This is a genomic window from Roseiconus lacunae, from assembly GCF_008312935.1.
In the GTDB taxonomy this organism is placed as follows: Bacteria; Planctomycetota; Planctomycetia; order Pirellulales; family Pirellulaceae; genus Stieleria; species Stieleria lacunae.
In genome coordinates this window covers 270,694-296,079 of sequence record NZ_VSZO01000005.1, presented here as the reverse complement: position 1 = coordinate 296,079, position 25,386 = coordinate 270,694, and the positions used below count along the sequence as shown (strand labels likewise).

Sequence of the window (25,386 nt, the reverse complement as noted above, 5' to 3'; positions counted from 1 at the left end):
CAGAAGATGAAACGGAGTTCATCATGGGGCACAGATGCAAGCGGAGCAGATGAAAAGCCCCACCGTGTCAACTGAGTACCCGACAACGATCTGGGGCTTGAGCGAAGCGGGACCGAATAGACCATGCTTGGTAATCCGGAAAGCCAGATAGCGCTAGCCACGCTGCGTCCCTTGCAGAAGAAACAAAGGGCAATTTCCATGGCGATTTTTCAACCTCGGAAGTGTCAAAAATTGCGAAAATTCGCTTCACGCAAACCACTCCGTATCGATCGCGACTAAGGTGGGCCCTTGCCCAGTCAGGAGGAGGGAAAGTTGTTGCGTCCCCAATCCGTGACAGCTAGTGATGTTTTCCATACCTACAAGGCGGTCACCCGAGCGGAAAAATCACCAATACCGGTGACACCACTCCTCCTCTGTTTCTCTTCGTAAGTGATACGATGACGCGTTTTCGGAACCTGCAATCTGGCGTCGATCGAGTTAAAACACGTGACACTCGGCGGCTAAAAAAACAACGGCGTCGCCCTCGGGTAGAAAGGCTCGAACGCCGCCACTTGTTAGCGGCTAACCTTTTTCACAACGAACTGCTTCCAGAAGACGTCAACGAGGACGGCCAAGTCTCGCCGCTCGATGCGCTCACCGTCATCACTCGATTGGGCCGGCAACATGGGGACAACGCTTCAACAAGCAAGGATCCTCGACCGCGTGAGCCGGGTCGGATGACGGATGTGAATAACGATGGCAGGGACAGCCCAATTGATGCGCTGCTGGTAATCAACCGCCTCAGCCGCGATCGACATGCTCATCCGCCTACAGATCCCAACAACGACGAAGACAATGGAAATCCTGACTCCGTTACTGACCCACCAGAAGATTTAAGGTCCGACGCCGTCATCGCCTGGAACGATTGGTTTGGTGAAATCCTCTCCGATTCCGATGCCGGGTACCAAACGCCGGGCGATGCGTCACGAACAATGGCCATGCTGAACTTGGCCATCTACGACGCCGTGGCATTGGCATCCGACGGTGCCGACGCCGATACCTTCTACGACTATGAATTCGAACTGGGCGGAATCGAAACACTGTCAGCCGGAACCACCGCGTCATTCGCAGCCCATACGGTGCTAAGTGATTTGTATCCTGAGATGCAGTCTCGCCTGGATGGCCTTCTTTCCAAAGCGACCGAACATCGATCTGGCGAGATCGTCGACATCAGCGAAACGATTGGCGTGGAGATCGGAAACCATATTCTGCAGGCCCGCGCCAACGATGGCACTGACGTTATCGGTGACTACACCTATGGCGACGCCCCCGGCGACTTCCAACCCGATCCTCTGAACCCGGACGTCCCGGCGTGGGGGCCGACCTGGGGACAATCACAAACCTTTGTGATTTCATCGAGTGACGATTACCGCCCTGATTCGCCGCCAGAACTTTCGAGCGACGTCTATGCCGAGCATTACAACGAAGTCCTCGAGCTCGGCTCTGCCGACAGCAGCGTTCGCACCGCCGATCAAACAGAAGCCGGAATTTTCTGGGCTTATGATCGCGCTGGGATGGGGACGCCGATGGCGCTCTACAACGATATCCTACAAACGGTGGCGATTGAACAAGGAAACTCGCTTCAAGAAAACGCCGCACTCTTTGCCCAGGCGTCCGTTGCGATGGCGGATGCTGGTATCACCGCCTGGGATACAAAGTTCAGCGAGGAATTTTGGCGGCCGGTAACCGCAATTCACGACGGAGACTCCGACGGCAATTCACTCACCGACGGAGACCCCGAGTGGATCGCGTTGGGGGCGCCCGATGGCGGAGTCGACAAGATCGGCTTCACGCCACAGTTTCCTACCTACATCTCCGGGCATGCGACCTTCGGCGGCGCACTATTCGGAACGCTGCAAGAATTCTACGGTACCGATGAGATCGCCTTCGATGTGATCTCGGAAGAACTTACAATCTTGCTCGACAATCCCGAACTGCAAGAAGCTTATGGGATCGATCTCGACGACGCGACGCGATCGTTCAGCTCTTTTAGCGAAGCGATGGAAGAGAACGGACGCAGCCGAGTCTATCTTGGTATCCACTTCGCATTCGATGACCTCGTCGGACAAGCCGTGGGTCAATCGATCGCTGCAAGTGTCGCGTCAGAGTTTGTGGTCGCCAGCAACTGTCCGCAAAGACCTGACGAAGTTAGAAGACTTGGTAACGGTCAAAATCAAGATCAAGACCACCACCTCCTTGCCCCCGGGCCTCAAAACGCCCCCTCGGTTCGCCCGCAAAACCACGAGCACCTCGAAACCGTTGATTCAGTCTTCACGGACAACTTGTTCTGATTCGCCGGAACGCCTCTACAGTGAGACGACCTCAACTGGCGAATCAGAATTATAGCTTTACTTCTGAAGCAAGCGTTACGCTACCGAACGCTTGTCGAGAAACGCGAGCCGCAAGCCCATCGCCTTTGCGGCAATGATGGCTGTGACAGGAGCCAGGAAGCTTAGGAGAGCACCCATCTTGACCGAATCCTGGATCGGACCTGGTTCTGGAAATGCCGCGGTTGAAACGAACAAGGCGACTGTGAATCCCAGGCTCGCAATGCAACCGATCACCGTGACATGCTTCAGGTTCATGCCACCGGGCAGTTCAAGCTTCAATACACGGACCGCAAAATACGCGAACGCAACAATCCCCAGCGGTTTCCCGACAAAGAGTCCCAGCGTCACTAGCCAAGTGCCCGCTCCGACGCTCGACATCACGACGCCGGCGTTGACCAAGGCGAACAAGCCCAAGATCAACTCGACCGGCTCTTTCCACCAGTGCTCGAATTGATTCAAAGTGTCGGTTTGCGTCCCGTCTTCGGCAAAAATTCCTTCGTCACGCTTGGCGTGAGGCAACGTCGGGATGATCGGCACCAAACCTAGGGCCGCGTGGATCCCCGACATGTAAAACGAAATCCAACTCAAAACACCCGGAATCGCGAGGTACCACCAAAAGTTCTTTACACCACCTCGATTCATCGCCATGCCAGATGCGACGGCAGCAGCGGTCAACCCGAGCCACCCCAAGTTGACTTCGCCCGACGGATAAAAGACGGCCAAAATTCCTAATCCGACGGCGTCATCAGCGATCGCCAACAGCAGCAAGAATGAAATCGCAGGATGGCCATTTCCAAAAATCAGACGCGCGATCAAGTAGCTAAATGCGATATCAGTCGCGCACGGAATTGCCCAACCATTTCCGAGTTCTGCATATTGCCCCACCACCAACGCGCCGACAATGTAAACGACCGACGGACCGACGACGCCACCGGCTGTTGCCAGCAGTGGGGTCGCCGCGGTTCGGATGTTCGACAGTGCGCCCCCGGGAAGAATGGATTCCCAAACTTCCTTGGCGGCGATGGCAAAGAACAATGCCATTAAGACATCGTTAACGACAAAGTGGAACGTCAACCCATGGGCGTCATGACCGTGGCTGGCAAACGGAAGCAGATTCACATGGACAAAGTTGTGATATGAGTGACCGGAAAACCACCCATCGGCGTTTGCCCAGATCAACGCAAGGAGTGATCCGATCACCAAGAACATTGAATTGCTATACAAGAAATTGCGAATCGGCTGATCGCCTGTCGGCTGCGACATCTTCCTACGGCCCCTAGATTTTGAATATTTGCAAAGTCCCCACCCGCGGCGACTATCGCGCAAACGTAGGTTCCAAATTAAAGCCCCCCCTGTTTTTAAGTGCCGGACATTGTGCTCTGAGGGTGAAACGCCAAGATTAATGCCGCCCTGTTCACACGTCCTCTCTCGAAACCGACCTCGTACACAATGAATCGACTTACGGCCGTCCCCAACCTGCTGTCACTCGATGCAGTCACGGTGGGTTTGGTATGGATGTCGATTTTCTCAATTCAGTTTTTGAATCGATGGCCACACGGGTACGAATATATTTCGATTGGCGGTGCGATCTGGATTATCTACACGGCCGATCGGATCCTTGATGGCTTGGCGGTCACCGACGACGCGACGGCAACCGAACGACATCGATTCCACCGACAACACCGCAGAAGAATGACCTTGCTATGGTGCGTTGCCGTCACGACGGTTGCTTGGGTCGCCGCGACCGCCGCGACCGAACGTCAACTGCGCGGAGGAATCTTGATGATCGCTTTCGCAATCTGCTACTTGGTCAGCGCCCAGTGGCTCAATCGAGCCCGCACGTTGATCCCGAAAGAATTCCGTGCCGGAATCTTGTTTGCGTTTGGCGTTACCCTGACTTGCTGGACCTCGACGGAAAGTCCTCCACAGGGATCATTGGCTATTTGCACCTTTTTGGCCGCCGGACTGTTCACGATCAATTGCCTCCTTGTTTCGACGCTTGAGATCAAAATCGATAGCGTCCAAGGCAGCGATTCACTCGCCAGACGAATTCCCCTCCGGACCGCATCGCAAACTTTCTGGATAGTCGCTCATGCGATCACCACAACAGGCGCTCTGGTGACCGGGCACGCCCCGACCGCGATCGCGTTTTCTATTTTGCTCAGTGATGCCTGCCTATTTGCCTATGCCCGCAAAGTCCTGCGTCCTGATCCGACGTGTGGACGTTTTGTGCAACACGCTGGGGGCGTTCGCTCTCACGCGGCCCTCAAAGCCTCACTTGCAGATGCCTCGCTGATCGTGGCTCCACTGCTATGGATCACGGTGTCATGAAACGAGCGCGACAACCGACGATCGGAAATCAATCGCACGCCGGCTATGATCGCTTGGCCCCGATGTATCGCACGCTCGAGTCAATCCTTTTCGCTAACCGCTTGCAAGAAGCACGTGTCGCGTTGATCGAAGCCCTGCCAACGATTGAGTCAGCGTTGTTCTTTGGCGATGGCGACGGCCGACTACTCAATGTATTTGCGACCCGTTTTCCGAACTGCTTGATCACAAGCGTTGATCAAAGCCGTCGTATGCTAGACCTGCAACAAAAGCGATTCCCCGACCACACCGTGACCGGCCGACAAACATTGATTCAAGCAAACGCTCTCGACTACCATCCGCCACCTGGGCAGTTCGACCTGCTTGTCTGTAGCTTCTTTCTCGACTGTTTTTCCGAATCGGAACTCGCCCGGGCGTTCCCACAGTGGCTAAGCGCACTCAGGCCCGACGGCCTGTTGTATTTTGTGGATTTCCGCATCCCCGAATCAGGTTGGCGACGCTTACGTGGGCGATGCCTATCTTGGCTCATGCACCGATTCTTTCGACACTCCACTGGCCTGAAGAACCGTGCCCTTCCAGATTTTGAGTCACTGTTCGCGAGTCATGACCTGGACACAGTTGCTGACGCGGATACACGATGTGCTTCTGACACAGGGACACGATGCGCGATCGATTCAATGTGCGTCTGCCGCATCTACCGGATGGTAAAAAATGAGACCGGCCTTCGTCCGTGAAGGTCGATCCCAGGTTTTGTCACGAAGTTGAGGGCGCAGCACGTCCATGGCATTGACCTAGTCCAACCGAATTAAGTGACAAAACGGAAGTTACTGTCCTAGTCGCAAATCGGGGTTTGACTTGCCGGCAATCCGTTCAGGCCGACTTCCTACGTTACGAACGCAGATCCTTGCGCTCGCTCGAGGAAAACGCCTCCTACGCTTCCCCAATGGTTCTTTCGCTGAACGATCTTGTTCAGCCATCCGGGGCTAGTTCAAGCAATGCGATGGGGCAGGTGAACTCGCTGCGAAAAGACTTGCAACGAGATCGTTGTGATCTGGAAGAACAAAGCGAATCCGTTGTTCGCAAAAGCGTTTGTCGAATCACGACAAAACGTCTCCCGTGCACGAGTGAAGAGCAGTACTTGGCCGAGAAGTGAAACATCTTTTCCACAACCCGAGCGAGGAGAAATTTGCCAACGTTGCCCCCGAATGTCAACAACAAAGTTTGACGACTATGCGAGATGGCAAAGCGACAATGGCGAAAGCTTCGGCAATTTCCGATGTGAAATGAACTCAAAATTTTTTCACGTTTGTATCCACCGTTCGCCCACCTCAATGCCTCCCATCAAATCGCTGTCGCACCTCTCCTTGCAACATAGACACCACGACTAAAATCGCTCATCACAATGGAAGTGCGAACGACCAATCGAACCGAACAAAAATCCCGTTTTGACTTGCGTCTTTTTTCCGGCTACCACGCGTCGCCGACACTCAGCCCCCGAAGATCTTGCTACACTGCGGCACAGTCGCGTTCGAAAGCGCACTCGAAATCGGAGCGCACGAATCTCCTCGACAAATTCCAAACGCACCCTATTCGCTCGCAGCGTCGTTCATGTCCGATCGTGATTTGAAGAGTCACCAAGACGATCAACGCGATCCTCCGGCATCGTACTTTTGGACCACCACGTATGCCGAAAAGATGCGAGCCACACTTGGCATCGATGCATGTCGCAAGTTGGCGATCTTTCCATTGCCGAAAGGTTTCCTGCTTTCAGTGATCGTGCCGGTCTACAACGAAGGAAACACCGTCGCATCGGTCATCGATCGCTTGCGCGCGACAGGTATTCCGATGCAGATCATCATCGTTGACGACGGGAGTCAAGACAGCACCCCGGTGGCGCTCGCTGAACTTTCGCAAGATAACGCGTTGATGGTGTTCAGCCACGAACAAAACCGCGGTAAGGGCGCCGCGATCCGCACCGGGATCGCAAAAGCGACCGGTGACATCGTTGTCATTCAAGACGCCGATCAAGAATACGATCCGTCCGATTTCCGATACCTGTTGCAACCGCTCATTGCAGGCGAAGCAGACGTGGCCTACGGGACCCGGTACGGACACTACGACCGCCAACTTTCGCCCTGGTGGCACCAAGCAGTCAATGGCTTGATCACCTACCTCGCAAGCATCGCGATCGGCATTCGGCTGAGCGATGTCGAAACCTGCTACAAAATGGTTCCTCGGGAGCACCTGCATGCGATTCAGGATCAGCTTTGTGAGAACCGTTTCGGAATCGAAATCGAGTTGACGGCGCGATTGGCTCGCCAAAATCTGCGTTTCACCGAACGACCGATCCGTTATCGTCATCGCTGGTACGACGAAGGCAAAAAGATCGGTTGGCGCGATGGTGTGAGCGCACTCTGGTGCATTCTCAAGTACGGATTGCTTCGCAGATAGCCGACCATTGATTTGTTCCCAGATTCCTGGCGACAATCCCCCGCACAGGACGGAATCGATCGTTTAAACTGGGTTGCGGTCCTGCGTCGCCGCGGACTCTCTTTTCCGTCATCGTCAGACTCTCCCCCATTCCCATCTCGCCAGCCCACCGATCGATCGCCCATGCCCACTGTGAATCGCGTTGCCGTCGTCACGCTGCTAGCCATCACTTGTGTCTTTCCATCGGCAACGTCCGCCAATGATTGGCCCGGTTTCCATGGCCTCTCTCATGCCGGAGTTGTTGCGGACGCATCGATCCCAAAATCCTTCGGTTCACAGCAACCAAGTTGGACGTTCGACCTGCAAACACGCGACGTCGGTTCGATCGCGATCCAGAACGGTCAGGTATACGTCTTAGCGATGGTCAAGGGACAACCGACGATCCGACTTCATGCGATCGACCTCGCCAGTGGACAATCACGATGGTCGAAAGATTTCCCTCAATCCGACAACCACCTCCACAGTCGCAATACACTTGCGTCGAGCACTCCCGCGACAGATGCAGAGTTCGTCTATTTCGCTAACAGCGATCGTGAGCACACTTGGCTCCGATGCCTCGACCATGACGGCAACGAACAATGGACACGAGATTTCGGTCCCGCACAAAGCCAACATGGCTTCGGTACTTCCCCCACAGTCGTCGGCGAAAAAGTCCTACTTAACTTTTCCCAACAACACGACCAAGTCCGCCGTGGCACACCGGGCACCAGCAAAGTCATTGCACTTGATCGCAAAACGGGCGCTACCATTTGGGAAACTCCCGTTACTTCGACCCGGGTTTGCTATGGTGTTCCTGCCGTCGTAAATAACCAAGTCATTGGCGCGAACACAGGTGACGGCATCTATTCCCTTTCACTTCAGACCGGCGAGATGTTATGGCGTCTACCGGTTTTCAAGATGCGCTGTGTCAGTTCCCCCATAATTGTCGGCAACTTAGCGATCGGAAGTAGCGGCAGCGGTGGTGGTGGCAACCACATGGTCGCCGTCAAAATGCCGAACCAAGCTGGTGAACAACCGAGTGAAGCCTACCGGGTTGAAAAGTACGCGCCCTATGTTCCTACCGCAGTCGTCAAGGACGATTTGATGTTCATCGTCGATGACAAAGGGATTGCTTCCTGCATTGACGCACAAACCGGCGAATCCAAATGGACCAAACGGATTGGAGGTAATTTCGGTGCGTCACCAATCTTGCTAGGCAACGATGTTTTGATCATCAGCCTCGATGGCGAAGCAACGGTGTTCAAGGCGTCGCCCAAATTTCAGAAGGTCACGGCGTTGGACCTCGGTGGGCCCGTCGGTGCGACACCGGCGTACGCAAATGGCAAGTTGATCATTCGCGTTGGCACCGAACTTCGTTGCTTCTAAGCCGCTAGTGCTCGGTCTAGACGAAAGATTGGGTCTCGGCCCATCGGCCGACGGACGTTAGCCCCGGTGATCGCACCGAAACCGTGGCTCACGCCATCCGGCTAATGCTAATTTCAAAGGTTGACGAAGCACGAGTAACTTCAACAATGATGCACCGAAGCGGTTCTATCGCTCCGCGATCAATCCGACATTGCTGGATCGTCTTCGCGATCGCATTTTGTTCGATCGGTTGCTCCAAAAAGCAACTCTCTGATCTCGCTGATACCGTGAGTGAAAAAGGCGGTGACCTGATCCGTGAAAGCAAACAAGCGACGGATTCACTTGTCAACGATCCCGAACCGCAACCCGGTCCGACGGGTCACTTTAGCGTCCAACTTGCTTCACCACTCGAATTTGATCAGGCAACAATCCGCTTGTTTGTGATCGGCGACGGACGCCCCCAGTCGCTGCAGATCGCGACCTACGACACGGAATCAGATCAGCTTAGTTCCCCTAGCTTGTTCCTTGTCGGTTCAACATCGATCGAAACGATTCCACTTCACGAAAACCAAACGATCGCGTGTGATCTATTCATTGCTCCGCCATTGAATCGGCCACTGCTAAGAACACCGATCGGGTCCACCGTTGATGTCACCTTCGATAGCATCGATTTCTCCGTCGGAACAATCACGGGAATCATCTCTTCCTGCACGCTGCTCTCATCCGACGGAACGTCCGTCAATTGCAATGGCGGACAATTTCGTGCCGTGATCGCGCATTGACGCTCGGAGCATTCATCAAAATGTTTTGTTTTCTCAGCCACCGGACGCAACGAAGACTTGGAATTTCAACGCAATGGGTTGCGATCGTTGCGTGTTCGCTTGTCGGCAACTTCAACTCAGCGATCGCCAATCCATCGATCAATGACCCAAATGCCCCCTTACCGGCTCTCGGCGTGATCGAAGGCGCTGAAAAGCAAATTCGATTGATGTACGACGCATTCACCAAGTGGGAGCAACTTGCGGCCAACAGCTATGCCGCAGCAAAAACCGGAAACACGATACCCCACGCCGAGCTTTCGAAGACCTATGTGCGATCGTATCAAGGAATTTGGTACGCCCAGCACCTCCAAGCAATGGGGGAGCCCGCGGGCTACGATCTTGAACAAAAATTCGTTCTGCTACGCAACGCGTTGGGCGGTTTCGCCGGCGCCCTTTCAAAGTATCAACCCAAACATCTTGCGTTGCTAAAATCAAAGGTTGTCCCCCTACGCTCGACCGTAGAAAAGGCAAACGAACTGCTCAAAAGTGATCAACTCGAAGCCGCCGAACAATTGATTCGCGAGTTTCATCTCAAACAGCTTGCGAGCGTTTTCTATTTGACGCACTCACAATCAAAAGACTTTGAGAACGCAATCGCCCCGCTTCACAATCGAATTCTGCGCTCCTTGAACCAGCGGCGAAGGAACGAATACCGCGACCGCGCTCAAGCTGACCTCCCTTGGGGCGCCCCGCAGCGTCAGCAGTTCCAGGTAGACCTACATGACGTCCTATCACGATTCGACGAATCGGGTGCTCGATCTGCCGAAGCGATCACATCGATCGGTCGACTTTGGACCAACGCCGTTCGGGCGATCACGCGAAGCGAAGTGATCACTCTGGCGTTTGCAACGGGGGGATCGAATGGTTTGCGTCGGATTGGAGACGACGACTTATCCGAACTCCGGAACCTGGTAATAAGTACGCTCAACGAGGTGATCCGTCGATCGGCCCAGGGACTGCCCCCTGACTCGGAAAACGCACCGGCGGTCTATGCTCAGATACTAAAGGAACTTTCGATAATCGATCGACGCTGCCACGTTGATTTGGAAAGCGAAATGGCGGCATCGCTGGAGGAGTTCCTCGATCGTTTTCCGAAACTTTCCGTTAAAGCGACGACCTATCGCGCCGCGACCGAGCAACCGATGAAATGGATGCATCGATTCGCCGAAGAACAACGAACACATGCGCAACGGGCAATATCGCCGACCAGTCAATTGCTTGATCGGAAAGCTACGGCTCATGACATTGAGATCCTTCCAATTTATAGGCAGCGTCACGGCGGAAACTACATTCTGACCCCCAAAACACTTTCTCGCCCGTGCAATTGGGTCGTCGCAGAATCGCAAACGTTGCTCGGTGAAGCGATTCGAGACAGCCACCTTCATCGATACTCTGAACAACCGCCTGCGGTTTGTACACAATCTGACGCCCGCTATGTTTGCCGCATCGCCGCCCCCCCACGATTCCAGATCGCTGAGCAGCAAGTCTACCGAACGCTATTGATTGCCCACCAGTTTCCTCCACTCAGCTACCAAGCCGCCAACGCAATCACATCGATCGAACGTCTGGAGTATGCCGAATTCGGTGGATCAGTTTCCGGATTAACCCTCGCACCGATCGCCACTCGGTTTGGTACCGATCATCCAGACGCAGGCTTAGCGATCCAACTTGACCGCGGACTGCAACACGATCCATCGATCACATTTGCTAAACAGGTGATCTGGGAAGTCGACGTCACGCCCCATTGGATCCAACACGACCTGTACTTTGCCGAACTGCCTTCCGTCTCATCTCAAGGCTCCATTCAAAGCCCAGTTCAAAACTGAAAGTAGACAAAGGGCGTAAATCCGCGCGGTGCATAGAGTACGAGACACCAAATCATGATCGCGGTAAGCACGGGCGAGTAAAACTTTGAAGCCGGCGACCGCATCGAAAGACGCAGCCGGCTCGACCAGACAGCGTGGTCGATGACCATGCAAAGGATCGCCAGGACCGCAAGTGGTGGGTACCAAGCGATCCCGTCATCTTTAAATGCGAGCTGCCGCAATACAACCTGGACGTGCGCGAGCGAGTCGCAGCGAAAAAGAATCCATCCAAACAGAATGACTGCAGTGGTCAGCAACCAACCGAACATTTTCGGAACTCGCAGCGACGTTTGGCGAAATGCCCGCTGGCAACACAATGCGGCACCATGCCATATCCCCCAGAACACAAACGTCCAAGCTGCGCCGTGCCACAACCCTCCAAGCGTCATCGTTGCCATCAGGTTCACAAACGTTCGGCTGCTCCCGCGTCGATTGCCACCGAAGGTTATATATACGTAGTCACGAAGCCATCGAGATAACGTCATGTGCCAACGGTGCCAGAAGTCCGCAACGCTAACCGCCAAGTAAGGGTGGCGAAAATTGCGAGGAAATCGGTAACCGAGCATCTTTGCCAGTCCGATCGCGATATCGGAATACCCCGAAAAGTCATAGTAGATCTGCCCGGCATAGGCGATCACTGCCAGCCACACCGTCGCGCCATGATAAAGGTCTGGACCGGCGAAAACCACATCAACAAATTCTCCCAACCGATCGGCGATCAGTACTTTCTTCACCAGACCGCGTAGTGCTGTTTGAAATCCATGATAACAGCGACGACTTGACCACTTGGGTGTACATGCCAGCTGAGGCAGCAATTCTGATGCCCGTACAATGGGACCCGCCACCAATTGTGGAAAAAACGATACGTACAACGCAAAGGTTAACAGGGACGAACAGGGATCCAATCGACCACGATAAACATCGATGGTATAGCTCAACGTTTGAAACGTATAAAACGAAATTCCAACGGGCAAAATGATGTCGAGGGTTTGGACGTGAAAGCCGGTCGGTTCCAATAACACGGCAAAAGAATCGATAAAGAAATTGCAATACTTGAAGAATGCCAACGATCCCAAATTCGCGCACAAACTGATCCCAAGCCAAAGACGTCGCCGTACCAATGTGGAAGCTATGGAAATTCGGTCGGCGACAACGAAATCGATCGCCGTCGAAAGCATCAATAACGAACAGAATCGTATATCCCAGTACGCATAGAAATAGTAGCTTGCGACCAGAAGAATTCCATTTCGGAGCGTAACCGACGAGGCGTTCCAAACTAGCGCAAAGACGACCAAGAAAAACAAGAAGAATTCGGGGATGGTGAATAGCATTTCGCGTCACTGCCCCGAAACTAGATTTGTCGATTTCGTCTTTGCTTGGTTACCTTTTTGATCCCACCACGCGACGACACGATTTGCGATCCAAGCGTTCCCAAGTGCGTTGTAGTGACCGTCGCCAAAACGCCCATTATGAAACCCACGCGGCCATTGCCCGTCTCTTACCAACTCACGAAAATCCTCGCGCAGATCGATTACCTCGATCCCATTTCTTATCGCGAGTTGAAAAACTAGTTCGTGTAGTCGTTCTTGTTCGTCTGCCCATAGGACCTCTCCTCCCACGATTGCCGGCATCATTGGAGCATTGACCAACACGCAGCGTTTTTCCGTTGCCAAACGTAGTCGCGCAAACTGCCTTTCGATCATGCCAACTCCATCCGTTTGTCTCGGTGCCGACAGATGACGGTCGGATGAGATTGGTCCGGGACGAAATCGCAACGAACGCCTCTCGTTCGAAATGCCATCGGTGATCACGTTCCGTGCGGCCTGGATCAGGAATGCGGGAAGATGACCGGAGGCCTGATTGACAAGCGGATTTACCGACTCCCTTGGATCTTCAATCGGTATCATCCAGTCGCTCCACTCAACAACCAGGATTAAGTGGGCGTCTACCGTGATCGCTGATTGCCCTGAGTCGATTGATTCGATTTGGCGAATCCAATCATTGCAGTCGTCTCCGCTACGAGCGAACGGCAGAACTGCGATCTTTTTAAGAGAAGCATCTTCGATCGCCGAGTGAATTTTGTCGGAATCGTCGACGCACATTCCTTCCGCTTGCGAGTCGCCCCAAAGTGCAATGACGCGTCGTTCCGCCGACGGCCTGACCAATGACAAACGCCCTGCCATCCCGTGTGGACCAATAGAGGTCGTCGCGTACCCCTCACTTCGCCAACGATAGCGGTGCCCGCTTTCGAACACCAATGCATTGCGCTCGGCATCAAATCTTCGTGGCACATAACTACGTACCATCAGTGGCGACGTGATTCCAACCAGCACCGTCCCCATCAACAAACCGGCACACCAACGTACCAGGTCACCGCGAAAACCTCTGGCCTTCGCTGTGGATATAGTTGTGGCGCGTTGCATGAGCTGGGCGGACGAATTCAAGATGACACGGTTTTAACCGGCCCAGAATAGCACAAACACGACGAAGATCGACGGCCTGGGGTTGTGCCCCAGGCCAAGTTTAGCATTCGCCGAATAGCATCGGCCACGGTTTCCGAGCAATAACCGGGGCAGAGTGCTTCGGCTGAAGACTCACACGCGAAATTCCAAATGGAACAGAACGCTAGTGTGACTTCTTCGATTGGCAGAAGACCTTTCGTGCCATCGCCGCATCATCGATCCCCATCAGATATGCGGTGCGTCCGTTGGGGTCAAGACAATGCTCGGTCAAAACATCTGAAGGCAAACTCGCTAACCCGCGATAGCGTTGGTAGCGGTGGGGAATCGATTTTTCCTCCAATGCCGACCGCAATTGTTGGAGTTGATCTTCGCTATAAGCAAACAGGCAGTCACGCGGGTCGTCACCCTCGATCCGGAACAGCGGTGCCTTGATCAAACTGACGCGACGACTGGTTAGCAATTCTGGAAAGTATCGTTCTAAGAACATCAACATCAGGGCGCCGCAATGAATCCCGTCCGCATCAGGGTCAAACAGCAGCAACAGCCGGCTGTACCGAAACGTTTCCCGCAACGCCGGATCCCACGTCGTTCCCAACGCCTCGACAAAAGCGGCAAACCACTGATTTCGTCGAACTGCCTTTGGACTCGCTTTCACGGCATTCATCGGCTTGCCTTGCATCGGCAACACCGCTTGATATCGTACATCCCGTGCATTTGCGACGGCCTGCGAAGCCGAATCGCCCTCGACGATAAACAATTCGCGGTACAAGTTGTCGCCGCCGGTTCGGTCCCCCGTACATGCCGCCTTGTTCGAGGAGCGCGACGATACCGCGTTTGACCGAAATTCGATTCCGCCGGCACAATCGATCAGTTTTGTTGCTTGGCTTATCCATGTCATGGCGTCAGTCATCGCATCTTGTTGGACACCTTTGGTCAACGCAAGCCGTTGAACGCGATCGTTGCCGGATGGTTAGTCTTCGTAGGCTCAGTCGATCCACCGCTTCAGCAAGCCATCGTAGGCATCGATTCGTCGGTCACGCAAAAACGGCCAATGGGTACGCACGACGTCGATTTCGCCAAGATTGCATTCGACACAAAGTACTTCGCTTTCTTGATCGCCGCCTTGAGCCACCATTTCCCCTCGAGGTGAAGCGATAAAGGAAGACCCCCAAAATTCGATTTCGCCTTCGATGCCCACTCGATTGGGGGCGACCAACCACACGCCATTCGCGATCGCATGAGCTCGCATTGCGGTCTGCCAGGCATCGCGTTGGCCGGCACCGAATTCATCTTTTTCCTCCAAGATCCACCCAATCGCGGTTGGGTAGATCAAAATCTCCGCTCCGGCGAGCGCGAACAACCGAGCCGCTTCGGGGAACCACTGGTCCCAGCAAATCCCGACCCCCAGCTTTCCATACCGCGTTTGAATTGGTTTGAAGCCTATGTCGCCGGGGGTGAAATAGAATTTTTCGTAAAACAAAGGGTCGTCTGGAATGTGCATCTTTCGGTACACACCGGCGATCGTGCCGTCGCATTCGACGACGACCACCGAATTGTGGTACACCCCGGGGGCCCGGCGTTCGAACATCGGAACAACGATCACACATTCCCATCGTTTGGCAAGCAGTTGCATGCGTTGAACAGTCGGCCCATCCAACGGCTCGGCAAAGTCGAAATTGCGGTGATCTTCACTTTGACAGGGGTAGGGCATTGCAAAGACTTCCTGAAGGCAAACAATCTTTGCGCCCTCGGCAACCGCTCTTTCGATCATCCCCTCGGTATGGTCCAACATTGCCGCCGGCGAGCCTGCGTACACACTCTGAACCAACCCAACTTTGACGTTCTGTGATGTCACTTGCGGAAACCTAATGCGTTGAAATGAAGCTGACTTTTGTATCGGGAACCGGCACGGATGTCGGCAAAACCTATGTGGCGGCAACGTTTGGCAAATCGCTCGCCGGTCGCGGCCATCGAATCGGAGTTTACAAACCGGTCGCCAGCGGGTGTATTGGTCAGTCAAACAATTTTGTGGATCGCGTGTCTATCGACGCCGACTTGCTCACACGCGCACTCGATGGCGGTTGCACCGAGTCATCGATCGATCCGCTGCTGGTTTGTCCACAGAGATTCCTCTCGCCGACGGCGCCTGACGCCGCCGCTCGCACCGAGGGCTCGCAGGTCGATCCACGTTTACTGTACGAAGGAGCGTTGCGTTGGCAACCGAGATGCGACCACTTGATCGTCGAAGGGGCCGGTGGTCTTTTTAGCCCGATTGCTGATGAGTTACTCAACATCGATCTCTATCGACAGTTTCTCGCCAATGGATCGCTTGACTGTCAGCTTGTCTTGGTCGCACCAAACCGACTCGGCGTTTTGCACGACACCATCGCCACCTATCGGGCTGCCATCGCATGCGGAGTTTCGGTCGATCGGCTGTTTCTAAATACGACGGACGAGAATCCAGATCCGTCGGTCGCCACTAACGCGATTCAACTCCGGAAGTGGCTTCCGGAGCTGCATCTGATTGAGGTCGACTGGCAGGCAACCGCAGAGTCATTAGACTTCTAAGTCGCTCTAAGCACTGGGAGGATAGGCAATCTCCAACACTTTTTTCAAATCGACGCGTGTTTACGGCGTCGCATCACTGGAAAGTTTACGAAGACCGAAAACGTTGTCACTGGACGTCCCCTCGATTTTAGAATCGACGTCCTGCTAGTGCATCGTTTCATTTGAAACGACGGGTTAGAGCCATCAGCCGACGGGCGTAAAGCAGGTGAACACGAGTCTTTGGGGCTAAGTATCTCGGCAATATCCTACCGCGTGCGTAAGAGTGAAATGACTTAAGCCGAGTCATTCGTGTTCAACTGCTTGTTCCCGGTTGATGGACCGGAACCGTGGCCTATGCCATGCGGCTAATCGCCAAATCGAATTGGAACGAAGCAAGAGTCTTCAAGAACGATGGCTAGTCTTCAAGCAGGCTATCGCAGACTTGAACCTGAGCCCAGTTTTCTTTTTGTCGCTCAATGAATGTCAAGTGACGCGGGGCGGTTTGATAGACGTCGTGAGTCGCCCGATCTTGAAAAATAACATGCAGTGAAACATCGAATTTCGCGTTCACCTCGCGATCGAGTTCTTCGTCACGACGTCCGACGGCAAAATCAACCACTCCATCGTGATTGTCGAGGTACTCTTTGCAGTCGTTGACCAAGCTGGTGATAGCGGCGTCGCTCTTGTCCTTTAGTGTGAAAAAGACATGGTGTGCCAATCGCGCCATGGGGGGAAGCCTCGTTGGAGTAAAAAAGGGTTTTGGGTGGCAGACACCAATCCTAAACATTTTGACTCTCACGACGAGACCCGCTCGACAAGTTCGTAACTTCTACCCTATGCGTTCTCCCTCGCGAAGTGCGTTATCCCGTCAAAAGATTCGTGTCATCCCGCCAACGTGTATTCGCTTCCGCTCGCAATTCCACCGAACGCCAACACGATCCCACCCATCCCGGACGCGCTTCTGCAGAAAGAACGAGCGAGCAGCCATGCTCAGTGCTCTCCCGTGCAACACCAGGATTCGGTGCGTCGCTCGAAAGTTCGGCGCGATCGTAGCTCAAGCGACGATTTCAGAACCAATCGCTTGGTTGCTAACTCCACTTTTATCTCCGATCGTACCGGATGAGCACTTACCGATCGTTGCGTTGCACGGCGCTGATGACGGCATCGACGATTTTTTCCGCCGAAAGCCCTTCGGCATTGAGCAACTCTTCAGGTTTCCCGCTGATGGGGCGACGACGGACGGCAAGGCAACTGACAGGCGTCGGATGATCCGAAAGACTGGTAAGAATCGCTTCCCCCAAACCGCCTTCAGGAAAGTGGTCTTCGACGGTGAAAAGATGTTCGGTCTCGTCGGCCGCCTTTCGGACGGTGGCATGGTCCAATGGCTTGATCGAGTACAGGTCGATCACGCGACATGCGATCCCCGATTTCTGAAGCACACCGTGGGCGTTCAAGCATTCATGAACTGTGATCCCGGCTCCGATCAATGTCACCTTGTCGCCAGTGGACTTTCGGAGAACCTTGCAACCACCAATCTCGAAATGATCCGATCGGTCGTAGATCACCGGTGTCTTCCCGCGTGTTGTCCGCAGATAGGCGATGCCATTATGAGCTGCCATGAGGTCGACTAAGCACTCTGTCGCCACCGCGTCACTGGGGTAGAGAACGATTCCGTTTTGAATGGTGCGAAACATTGCAATGTCTTCGAGTCCCATCTGTGAAGGACCATCCTGCCCGATTGAAACGCCACAGTGAGAACCGACAAACTTTACCGGCGCACCCGAGTAAGGTGCCATTCGAATCTGATCGAAAGCTCGTGAAAGAAACGCGGCGAACGTCGAAACGAACACCGTCTTCCCCCGAAGGGCTAGTCCGGTGGCGGCCCCCACCATATTTTGTTCGGCGATGAACATTTCGAAGAAACGGTCTGGAAATGCGTCACGAAATGTTTTGGCCCGAGTGGAGTTGCACACTTCGCCATCGAGAGCAATCAACTCGGGATACCGAACGGCCAATCGTTTGAGTGCGTTGCCATATGCGTCTCGTGTCGCGACTTCCGCACCGACGTGGTAGTCCATCGGCTCTGGTCGCCGGCTTTCTTTCGCGTCGGACTGATAGGCTAAAGGCTTTTCGAACTCTCCAAGAATCGATTCGCCACCTCCGCTCAGCCGTGCCATCGTCCTCGCAAAAGCGTCATCATCGACAGGCTTGCCATGGTACCCTCCCTCATCTTCGATCGAAGGAACGCCTTTGCCCTTGATCGTTCGTGCGATCAGCATCACCGGCCGCCCGTCGTCGCGTCCTAGCTCGGCATAGGCATCGCTAATCTGCTGGCTATCGTGACCGTCTTCGATCAAAATACATCGCCAACCGAAGGGCTCGATTCGCTCCCGATAAGCCTCTAAATCATGGCCGTACATCGTCTCTCCCCGCTGACCGAGTCGATTCACGTCTAGAATGCCAATAAGATTGTCTAGCTTGTAGTGCGATGCCAACTGAAGCGCTTCCCATTGAGCCCCTTCCGCCATTTCACTGTCGCCGATCAAGACAAAGGTTCGACTCGGGGAGTGCTCAAGATATTTGGCGGAGATCGCCATGCCAACTCCGATCGAAAGCCCTTGCCCGAGCGATCCTGTCGCCGCTTCGGTCAATTCAAAGCGTGACGTTGGGTGCCCTTCTAGCTGGCTTCCGAATTGCCTATAGCTCGACAGCTGCTCTGGTTTAACGAGACCTGCCGCTGCCCACAACGAGTAATACAACGGCGAAGCATGCCCCTTCGAAAAAATCAGATGATCATTGGCCGGACATTCGGGCTGGTTCGGTGCGAATCGGTAAACGCCGCCAAACATCAAGTTCACCATCAGCTCGACCGCGGAGAGAGATGAAGTTGGATGCCCTGAATCAGCCGCCGCGGTACTCTGCAAAATCCAACGCCGAACCTGCCGAGAAATCGCGTCGAGGTGGTCGGATCGATGGTCACTTAATATGGACATTCTACTCTCTCCTTTATGTTTGCATCCCTTCCACCTTGGTCGTACCAAACTCAATCGACCGGTGGTTAATCCAACAGCACAAGGGCTGCGGAGCTTCTCTCGACGCCAATCGCGTCAAAGAATTTCGAGGGAAATTGCGTGCAAACATCGCGCCACCGCCGAAGGATCAACGGAGATGCAGTTCAGTGGAAATGACAAAGGGCGTGACAATGTGCACGTTTCGTTTGATGCCAATTTGCAGAGTCGGCACTCATTTCGTTCATTGACATGTAGGAATTCAGTCGACCGACGATTTCCCAATGGTTGCAAGTTCCGTTTCGTAGCGCGATAGCCGATAACTATTGATGTCCAGATTGTCCCGTCGCACTAAACGTGATCGCGCGCAGTTGTTCCCAACAACCGTCGATTTGGAGTCAAAGCTAGCGCTCCGTCAACCTTTGATTTTAGGATTAGCCGCGTGGCGTTATCCACGGTTTCGCTGCAAAAACCGGGTTAACGCCCGTCGGCTGATGAGCCGAACCCGATTTCAGATGTTGCCCATTTTCAGATGTTGATGGATCACTCGTCAATCAAGATCGTCCTACGTGACTTACGTTCGGGAGTACAGACCGCGGGAATACAGACCGCGGGAGTGGAGTACTGACCTCGGACAATCCGATGACCTAGAATTTTCATCGCCGATAGGGTCCTAATGGTCATGCACCGAGTGACCGACGCTAGTGGCGATTTGAAAATACGTTCAGAATGCAATGCTGACTGAGACGGTGAATCCCAGTTCCTTTCGACTCGAGTGTGAAAAAGATGCCGGTTCGGAACCTTGAAAAAATCTTTGCCGCAAAGAGTGTCGCCGTCATTGGCGCCAGCGATCGTCCGCTGAGTGTTGGCCAAACGGTGCTCCAAAACCTAGTCGAAGGCGGTTATCGCGGAACGGTATTTCCTGTCAATCCAAATCATCAAGAGCTTCAGGGACTACCGTGTTTTTCATCGGTCGAACAACTGCCGATCGTAGCCGACTTGGCAATCATCTGCACGCCGGCGAAAACGGTACCTCACATCGTCCGTCAATGCGGCGAAGCTGGCATCCTTGGCCTTGTGATCCTCTCTGCCGGATTTCGTGAAGTTTCCAAAGAAGGCGGGGCGTTGGAACAAAAGGTTTTATCCATCGCAAAGAAGTTTCGGGGCATGCGTATCATCGGGCCGAATTGTCTAGGCTTCATGACGCCGCATTTATCGCTCAATGCAAGCTTCGCCAGCGATTTACCGTTGGAGGGTCACGTTGCGTTCATTTCACAGTCAGGCGCGCTTTGCACCGCCGTTCTTGACTGGGCAATGCAAGAGAATGTTGGCTTCTCGCACTTTGTCTCGATCGGCAACATGCTCGATGTGGGGATCGCTGACCTGATCGACTACTTTGCTTTGGACAATCGTACCGAGTCGATCATTTTGTATGTCGAATCAATCGACGAAGCTCGCCGGTTCATGTCCGCGGCCCGAGCTTTTACGCGTACTAAACCCATCATCGCGTACAAAGCGGGCCGATTCGCCGAATCCGCCCAAGCAGCGGCATCGCACACCGGCGCGATGGCGGGCGTCGACAGTGTTTACGAGGCGGCGATGGCACGCGCCGGAATTGTTCGAGTGTTCGAAGTGGACGACTTGTTCAATTGTGCGGAGTTGCTCGCCCGACAAACGCCTCCGTCCGGCCCACGACTAGCAATCATCACCAATGCCGGTGGCCCCGGAGTGATGGCTACCGATGCACTGCTTGAACGGCACGGTGTACTCGCGGACTTATCTCACCATACCTTCGAAACGCTCAACAACCAGTTGCCTGCCGCATGGTCCCACGGCAACCCGGTCGACGTTTTGGGCGATGCCCCGCCTTCTCGGTTCGAGGCCGCCGTTAAAACGGTACTGACCGATCCGGGAGTCGATGGCGTTCTGGTCGTGCTTTCTCCTCAAGCGATGACGGACCCGACCGGCGCCGCCAGAGCGGTGATCAAAGCCACTCAAAAATCGGGCAAACCAGTTTTAGCGGCGTGGATGGGAGGTAGAAAAGTTCGAGCGGGAATCGAGCTTCTCAACCAAGCTGGCGTTGCCACCTACTCGACTCCCGAAAAATGTGTGCGAGCCTTCATGCACCTCGTTACATTTGCTCGAAACCGGGAAATGCTTTATGAGACCCCGCGAGAAATTCCGATCGAGTTTTCACTTGATCGTGATCGATTACGCGACGTATCCACTTCGATCCTAAACGAAGGCGGAAACGTTCTCAGCGAAGTGGCTTCGAAGGCACTCTTGGAGGCTTACGAAATCCCAGTTACGCCAACGCTGATTGCGACGTCATCTGAGGATGCCGTTGGCCACGCCGTGCATGTCGGCTATCCGGTCGCCCTCAAGATCTTCTCACCCGACATCACTCATAAGTCAGACGTCGGCGGAGTAGAACTAAATCTGGCAACGTCCGAAGATGTCATAGCAGCCTTCAATCGAATTCTTAGTCGTGCCAAACGTTGTCGACCGGGCGCTAGAATCGACGGTGTCACGGTGCAACCGATGGTGGTCGAACCCAACGGACGTGAACTAATCGTGGGTGCGAAACGCGATCCGGTTTTCGGGACCGTGCTCCTGGTCGGTGCCGGCGGAACGAATGCCGAGTTATTCCATGATCGCGCACTCGAACTGCCTCCGTTAAGCGAAAACCTTGCCCGACGGATGCTAGAATCACTTCAATCGTGGCCGCTATTGCGAGAGAACCGCGGTCGGCCGGCCGTCGATTTGGATCAACTCATCAAAGTCCTAATGCGACTATCCTATTTGGTTGCCGACTGCCCCAAGATCGCCGAATTGGATGTCAACCCGCTATTGGCAACCCCCGACGGCGTCGTCGCTCTTGATGCGAGAATTGTCCTCGACGAACACACAACCATCGATTCAACACGCCCGTACTCGCATCTCGCAATCCGCCCATACCCACACGAATACATTCGCACAGCCGTTCTGAACGATGGAACGACGGTTCGGTTTCGCCCCATCAAACCTGAAGACGAAAAATTGTGGTGTGACTTTGTCGGCAATTGCTCGCCCGAATCTTTGCACTTGAGGTTCCGCTACATGTTCAAGGCGACGACTCACGAAATGGCGTCAAGATTCTGTTTCATTGACTACGATCGTGAAATCGCAGTCGTTGCCGAAACCGAACACCAAGGAAAACGCAAACTGATTGGAATTGGCCGCTTGGTCGCAGACGTTGATCATCGCGAGGCGGAGTACGCTGTCTTGGTTGCCGATCAATGGCAAAGCTTGGGGATCGGATCACAGTTGACCGACTACTGTTTGCAACTATGTGAAGAATGGGGAGTCGAGTCGATCATCGCCGAAATGGCCCCGGGAAACCGAAAAATGATCCGGATGTTCGAACATCGTGGATTTCAAATCGATCGAATGTTTGGCAATGATGTGGTCATCGCACGAAGGAATGTGATAGCCCAAGAACCAATTGCACCAGTGACAACCGTCGATCGCCTCGATTGACGTCTATCATCAGCCACGGAGCGATAGCTCGCGGTTAAGTGCCCCGGCGGCGTTAACCACTTAACTGCATTCCACCCCATCGCGGCTGATCAAGAAACGCCCAGCGACCGTTCGCGTTCGTGTCTTTCACGTTGATCGAACGTTCGCATGAACGCGCCACTGGGGTTAACGCGAACAATCGACTGAGACCGTTCTTTAACTTGCATCCAACAACTCGTGCAGGTGATAATCGACCGATTCGGTGAGCGAATATCGGTTGTAACCACCTTCCAACACACTCACAAGCTTGCCATCGCAGTGTCGTTGAGCGATCTCTAATAAACAGCGAGTCAAGCGCTTGTAATCTTCGCTCTCAAGTCCCAATGAACCATTCGTGTCCGCCTTGTGTGCGTCGAAACCGGCGCTGACAAGGACCAATTGGGGACGAATGTGCTCCGCGAATTGGCTTATTCCGATTTCAAAGGTTCGCACTAAACTCTCGCGCGATGTCCCAAACTCGATCGGCAAGTTGAACGTCGTTCCGAGGCCTTTGCCAGCACCGATTTCATCGGATGCTCCGGTGCCGGGGTAGAATGACGCTCGATGGATGGAAAAATACCCGACATCGGCATCTTCCCAAAAAATTGCTTGAGTCCCGTTTCCGTGATGAACGTCAATGTCGATGATTAAAACGCGTCGAAGAGCCAGCTCGTGTGTTGCGATTCGAGCGGCGATTGCAACGTTGTTAAACAGGCAGAACCCCATCGCACGATCGGGCATCGCGTGATGCCCTGGAGGCCGGACCAAACAGAACGCGTTACTTGCTCTCCCAGCGACGACACGACGGACCGCGTCGCCAACGGCACCAACCGCCTTTCGAGCGACTTCAAACGACTTTTCACTGACCACCGTGTCATCATCAAGGTTGCCGCCACCCTCGGCAGCGAATTGCCGGATCGATTCAACATACTCACGCGTGTGGACGTAGCACAGCTCGTCGATTGTCGCCGGATCCCAGGCTGGCCGTTCACAGCTGGAATCGAGCCCTAAAAACTGCAGATGGCGAACGACGGCAAGAATTCTCCAACCGCTCTCAGGATGATCACCGGTCTCGTGTTCCTGGAAAATCGAATCGTAGTAAAGCAACGTCATCTCGTCGGTTCCTGCTGAGACCCTCGACAATCGTGCACGATCGCTAGAACCTTGCCGCCATCAAAATCCTCTACTGAGTTTGGCCGGTACCGGGTTGAACCGCGATCGCTTCGATCGGCTATCATTGGCTATACGGTATCAACTAGCAGCATCCTCTGACTACCGATTCTCCAAACGTTTCTTCAGCATGATTCAATTCTTCAGTTCGCCATCGACAGGTGGCTCGCCCTGGCGGCCCCAGCGACTCACACTTCAGCCACGGTTGATCCTCTCGCTGATCGCCATCTGTTGCATTCCATTGACCGGCCGGGACGTTTCTGGCAAAGGAACCACGTCTCGTCCCAACATTGTCTTCATCCTTGCCGATGATATGGATTAGTTGACAGCGGACCGCAGTCGATTTAGCTGAAAAACAGCGCATTTCATTGCTTTTAGGGAGACTTAGAGATTGTGACAGATTCCTTGAAATTGGGTTGATCTCAGGTCGATTAGCTACATCTTGCTACACGATCTATCTACCCCACCAAACGAGTTTTGGATGAATTCAAAGGCCATCAAACCAAAATCACCAGCACACAAAGCCGTCAAACCACATGCGACTCCCTCTTAGTGCTTCGATGATTTTTTCGAGGGCGAAAGAGTCCGTATTGGGATATTGGTGAATTTACTGAAACAACATACCAAACCTGAAAGCGAGAATGAGATCACGTACCCAGACCGCGAGTACCGTTTTACAACGCATAGCTGGGAAAAGCCATTTTCCTGAGACACACAGCCACGGCGAGAAAAGTATGAGCAAGGGACTTAGCACAAATCTCGCCGAGAGCGAATTCGCTACTTCAGTGGCTTCTCCCTTGCCAATCAATGCGGGGAATGAAGTCTGTGACCGCTGCTTATACCCCGATGCGAGGTCACAATCGTTGACCAATGCGAAAAATGCCAACCAGGAGAACTGCGACGGAAAGGTAGGCATGCCAACCAGGAAGCATAAGCTTACGGGGATCAGTTGAAGTAGGATCTCGCTTCGACCAAGAATGCGACTTGGCAAATGTCGCTCCCACCCGAACTCGATTGAACGTCACGGACTACGCCGCCATGGCTGTGCAACTTTCTTCGCACTTGCGGCAGCACTTCACGCAATCATCCATCCCGCCAACTTCTTCGCAGCTGTCACCGCACGCCTTGCAGATTTCCGCGCAAGCTTGGCAGTAGCTTTGGTGAAAATCGCTGTTACGGCTCATGAAGTCGATGCAGGCGGCACACGCAGCCATGCAGTCGAGCATCAGCTTGACGTGATTTTGCTCGACATGGGAACCACCCTTCTCCAGACAAGTACCGGTCAGCATGGATGCCAAAGTGGTCTGACATTCTTGACAGTTGGATAGGCAATCTTGCTTCGAGATCGTTGAACTGGCCATAGAAAAATCTCCTTAAGGAATCTGTGTTTCGGACGAAATTGCTGGCAGGAAGGCATGCAAACTGCATACCGTAGTGGGGTATAC

19 protein-coding genes are annotated in these 25,386 nt (G+C 53.8%); 10 read left to right on the top strand and 9 right to left on the bottom strand.

All coding sequences use genetic code 11. The features are described from left to right. Positions 1 to 437 precede the first annotated feature (437 nt). Positions 438 to 2,330: a dockerin type I domain-containing protein gene (locus tag FYC48_RS09640; protein WP_149496479.1), complete on the top strand. Its 1,893-nt coding sequence runs from the start codon at positions 438 to 440 to the stop codon at positions 2,328 to 2,330. 75 nt (positions 2,331 to 2,405) lie between these two features. Here FYC48_RS09640 and FYC48_RS09635 read toward each other — a convergent pair whose 3' ends face one another. Beyond that, a complete protein-coding gene (locus FYC48_RS09635; RefSeq protein WP_200836575.1) occupies positions 2,406 to 3,632 on the bottom strand; it encodes a Na+/H+ antiporter NhaA in 1,227 nt (408 codons plus the stop codon). Between the two features lie 186 nt (positions 3,633 to 3,818). Between FYC48_RS09635 and FYC48_RS09630 the strand changes: the two genes are divergently transcribed. From FYC48_RS09630 to FYC48_RS09605, 6 genes are all read left to right on the top strand, one after another. Then, positions 3,819 to 4,700, top strand: a complete 882-nt coding sequence (locus FYC48_RS09630) for a hypothetical protein (protein ID WP_149496478.1) — start codon at positions 3,819 to 3,821, stop codon at positions 4,698 to 4,700. Then, on the top strand, positions 4,697 to 5,431 hold the full coding sequence (locus tag FYC48_RS09625; RefSeq protein ID WP_160149426.1) for a class I SAM-dependent methyltransferase: 735 nt from the start codon (positions 4,697 to 4,699) through the stop codon (positions 5,429 to 5,431). The genes FYC48_RS09630 and FYC48_RS09625 overlap by 4 nt, the downstream gene beginning before the upstream one ends. An 874-nt stretch (positions 5,432 to 6,305) precedes the next feature. Continuing rightward, positions 6,306 to 7,148, top strand: a complete 843-nt coding sequence (locus FYC48_RS09620) for a glycosyltransferase family 2 protein (RefSeq protein ID WP_149496476.1) — start codon at positions 6,306 to 6,308, stop codon at positions 7,146 to 7,148. Between the two features lie 162 nt (positions 7,149 to 7,310). Next, the gene (locus FYC48_RS09615; protein WP_149496475.1) at positions 7,311 to 8,552 is read left to right on the top strand and encodes an outer membrane protein assembly factor BamB family protein; all 1,242 of its coding nucleotides are present in this window, start codon (positions 7,311 to 7,313) and stop codon (positions 8,550 to 8,552) included. A gap of 266 nt (positions 8,553 to 8,818) precedes the next feature. Beyond that, positions 8,819 to 9,313 carry a hypothetical protein gene (locus FYC48_RS09610; protein WP_149496474.1) on the top strand — a complete coding sequence of 165 codons (495 nt, stop codon included), beginning with the start codon at positions 8,819 to 8,821 and terminating at the stop codon, positions 9,311 to 9,313. A 20-nt stretch (positions 9,314 to 9,333) separates the two neighbouring features. Next, complete coding sequence (locus FYC48_RS09605; RefSeq protein WP_149496473.1) at positions 9,334 to 11,178, top strand: hypothetical protein; 1,845 nt, start codon at positions 9,334 to 9,336, stop codon at positions 11,176 to 11,178. Here the strand turns inward: FYC48_RS09605 and FYC48_RS09600 are convergent. From FYC48_RS09600 to FYC48_RS09585, 4 genes are all read right to left on the bottom strand, one after another. Next, on the bottom strand, positions 11,169 to 12,548 hold the full coding sequence (locus FYC48_RS09600) for an MBOAT family O-acyltransferase (protein ID WP_149496472.1): 1,380 nt from the start codon (positions 12,546 to 12,548) through the stop codon (positions 11,169 to 11,171). The two genes, FYC48_RS09605 and FYC48_RS09600, sit on opposite strands and share 10 nt — an antisense overlap. 6 nt (positions 12,549 to 12,554) lie before the next feature. Next, positions 12,555 to 13,640 carry a hypothetical protein gene (locus FYC48_RS09595; protein WP_149496471.1) on the bottom strand — a complete coding sequence of 362 codons (1,086 nt, stop codon included), beginning with the start codon at positions 13,638 to 13,640 and terminating at the stop codon, positions 12,555 to 12,557. A 202-nt stretch (positions 13,641 to 13,842) separates the two neighbouring features. Further along, positions 13,843 to 14,577: a toprim domain-containing protein gene (locus tag FYC48_RS09590; RefSeq protein WP_160149425.1), complete on the bottom strand. Its 735-nt coding sequence runs from the start codon at positions 14,575 to 14,577 to the stop codon at positions 13,843 to 13,845. Between the two features lie 87 nt (positions 14,578 to 14,664). Then, positions 14,665 to 15,534 carry a carbon-nitrogen hydrolase gene (locus FYC48_RS09585; RefSeq protein ID WP_235034173.1) on the bottom strand — a complete coding sequence of 290 codons (870 nt, stop codon included), beginning with the start codon at positions 15,532 to 15,534 and terminating at the stop codon, positions 14,665 to 14,667. A 23-nt stretch (positions 15,535 to 15,557) separates the two neighbouring features. On the opposite strand from FYC48_RS09585, the gene bioD reads away from it, so the two are divergent. Continuing rightward, positions 15,558 to 16,247, top strand: coding sequence for a dethiobiotin synthase (gene bioD, locus FYC48_RS09580; RefSeq protein WP_149496469.1), 690 nt, complete (start codon positions 15,558 to 15,560; stop codon positions 16,245 to 16,247). 394 nt (positions 16,248 to 16,641) lie between these two features. Here the strand turns inward: bioD and FYC48_RS09575 are convergent, their stop codons facing one another. Together FYC48_RS09575 and FYC48_RS09570 are read right to left on the bottom strand one after the other, a co-directional pair. Then, positions 16,642 to 16,953, bottom strand: coding sequence for a Dabb family protein (locus FYC48_RS09575; protein ID WP_149496468.1), 312 nt, complete (start codon positions 16,951 to 16,953; stop codon positions 16,642 to 16,644). A 400-nt stretch (positions 16,954 to 17,353) separates the two neighbouring features. After that, positions 17,354 to 19,219, bottom strand: a complete 1,866-nt coding sequence (locus FYC48_RS09570) for a transketolase (protein ID WP_149496467.1) — start codon at positions 19,217 to 19,219, stop codon at positions 17,354 to 17,356. A gap of 801 nt (positions 19,220 to 20,020) precedes the next feature. Between FYC48_RS09570 and FYC48_RS09565 the strand changes: the two genes are divergently transcribed. Beyond that, complete coding sequence (locus FYC48_RS09565; protein WP_149496466.1) at positions 20,021 to 22,753, top strand: bifunctional acetate--CoA ligase family protein/GNAT family N-acetyltransferase; 2,733 nt, start codon at positions 20,021 to 20,023, stop codon at positions 22,751 to 22,753. 195 nt (positions 22,754 to 22,948) lie between these two features. Here the strand turns inward: FYC48_RS09565 and FYC48_RS09560 are convergent, their stop codons facing one another. Further along, the gene (locus tag FYC48_RS09560) at positions 22,949 to 23,884 is read right to left on the bottom strand and encodes a histone deacetylase family protein (protein WP_149496465.1); all 936 of its coding nucleotides are present in this window, start codon (positions 23,882 to 23,884) and stop codon (positions 22,949 to 22,951) included. A 187-nt stretch (positions 23,885 to 24,071) separates the two neighbouring features. Between FYC48_RS09560 and FYC48_RS09555 the strand changes: the two genes are divergently transcribed. Next, positions 24,072 to 24,263 carry a hypothetical protein gene (locus FYC48_RS09555; protein ID WP_149496464.1) on the top strand — a complete coding sequence of 64 codons (192 nt, stop codon included), beginning with the start codon at positions 24,072 to 24,074 and terminating at the stop codon, positions 24,261 to 24,263. A gap of 706 nt (positions 24,264 to 24,969) precedes the next feature. Here FYC48_RS09555 and FYC48_RS09550 read toward each other — a convergent pair. Then, positions 24,970 to 25,302 (bottom strand): four-helix bundle copper-binding protein, encoded by a 333-nt coding sequence (locus FYC48_RS09550; RefSeq protein WP_149496463.1) that lies wholly within the window; start codon positions 25,300 to 25,302, stop codon positions 24,970 to 24,972. Positions 25,303 to 25,386 lie beyond the last annotated feature (84 nt).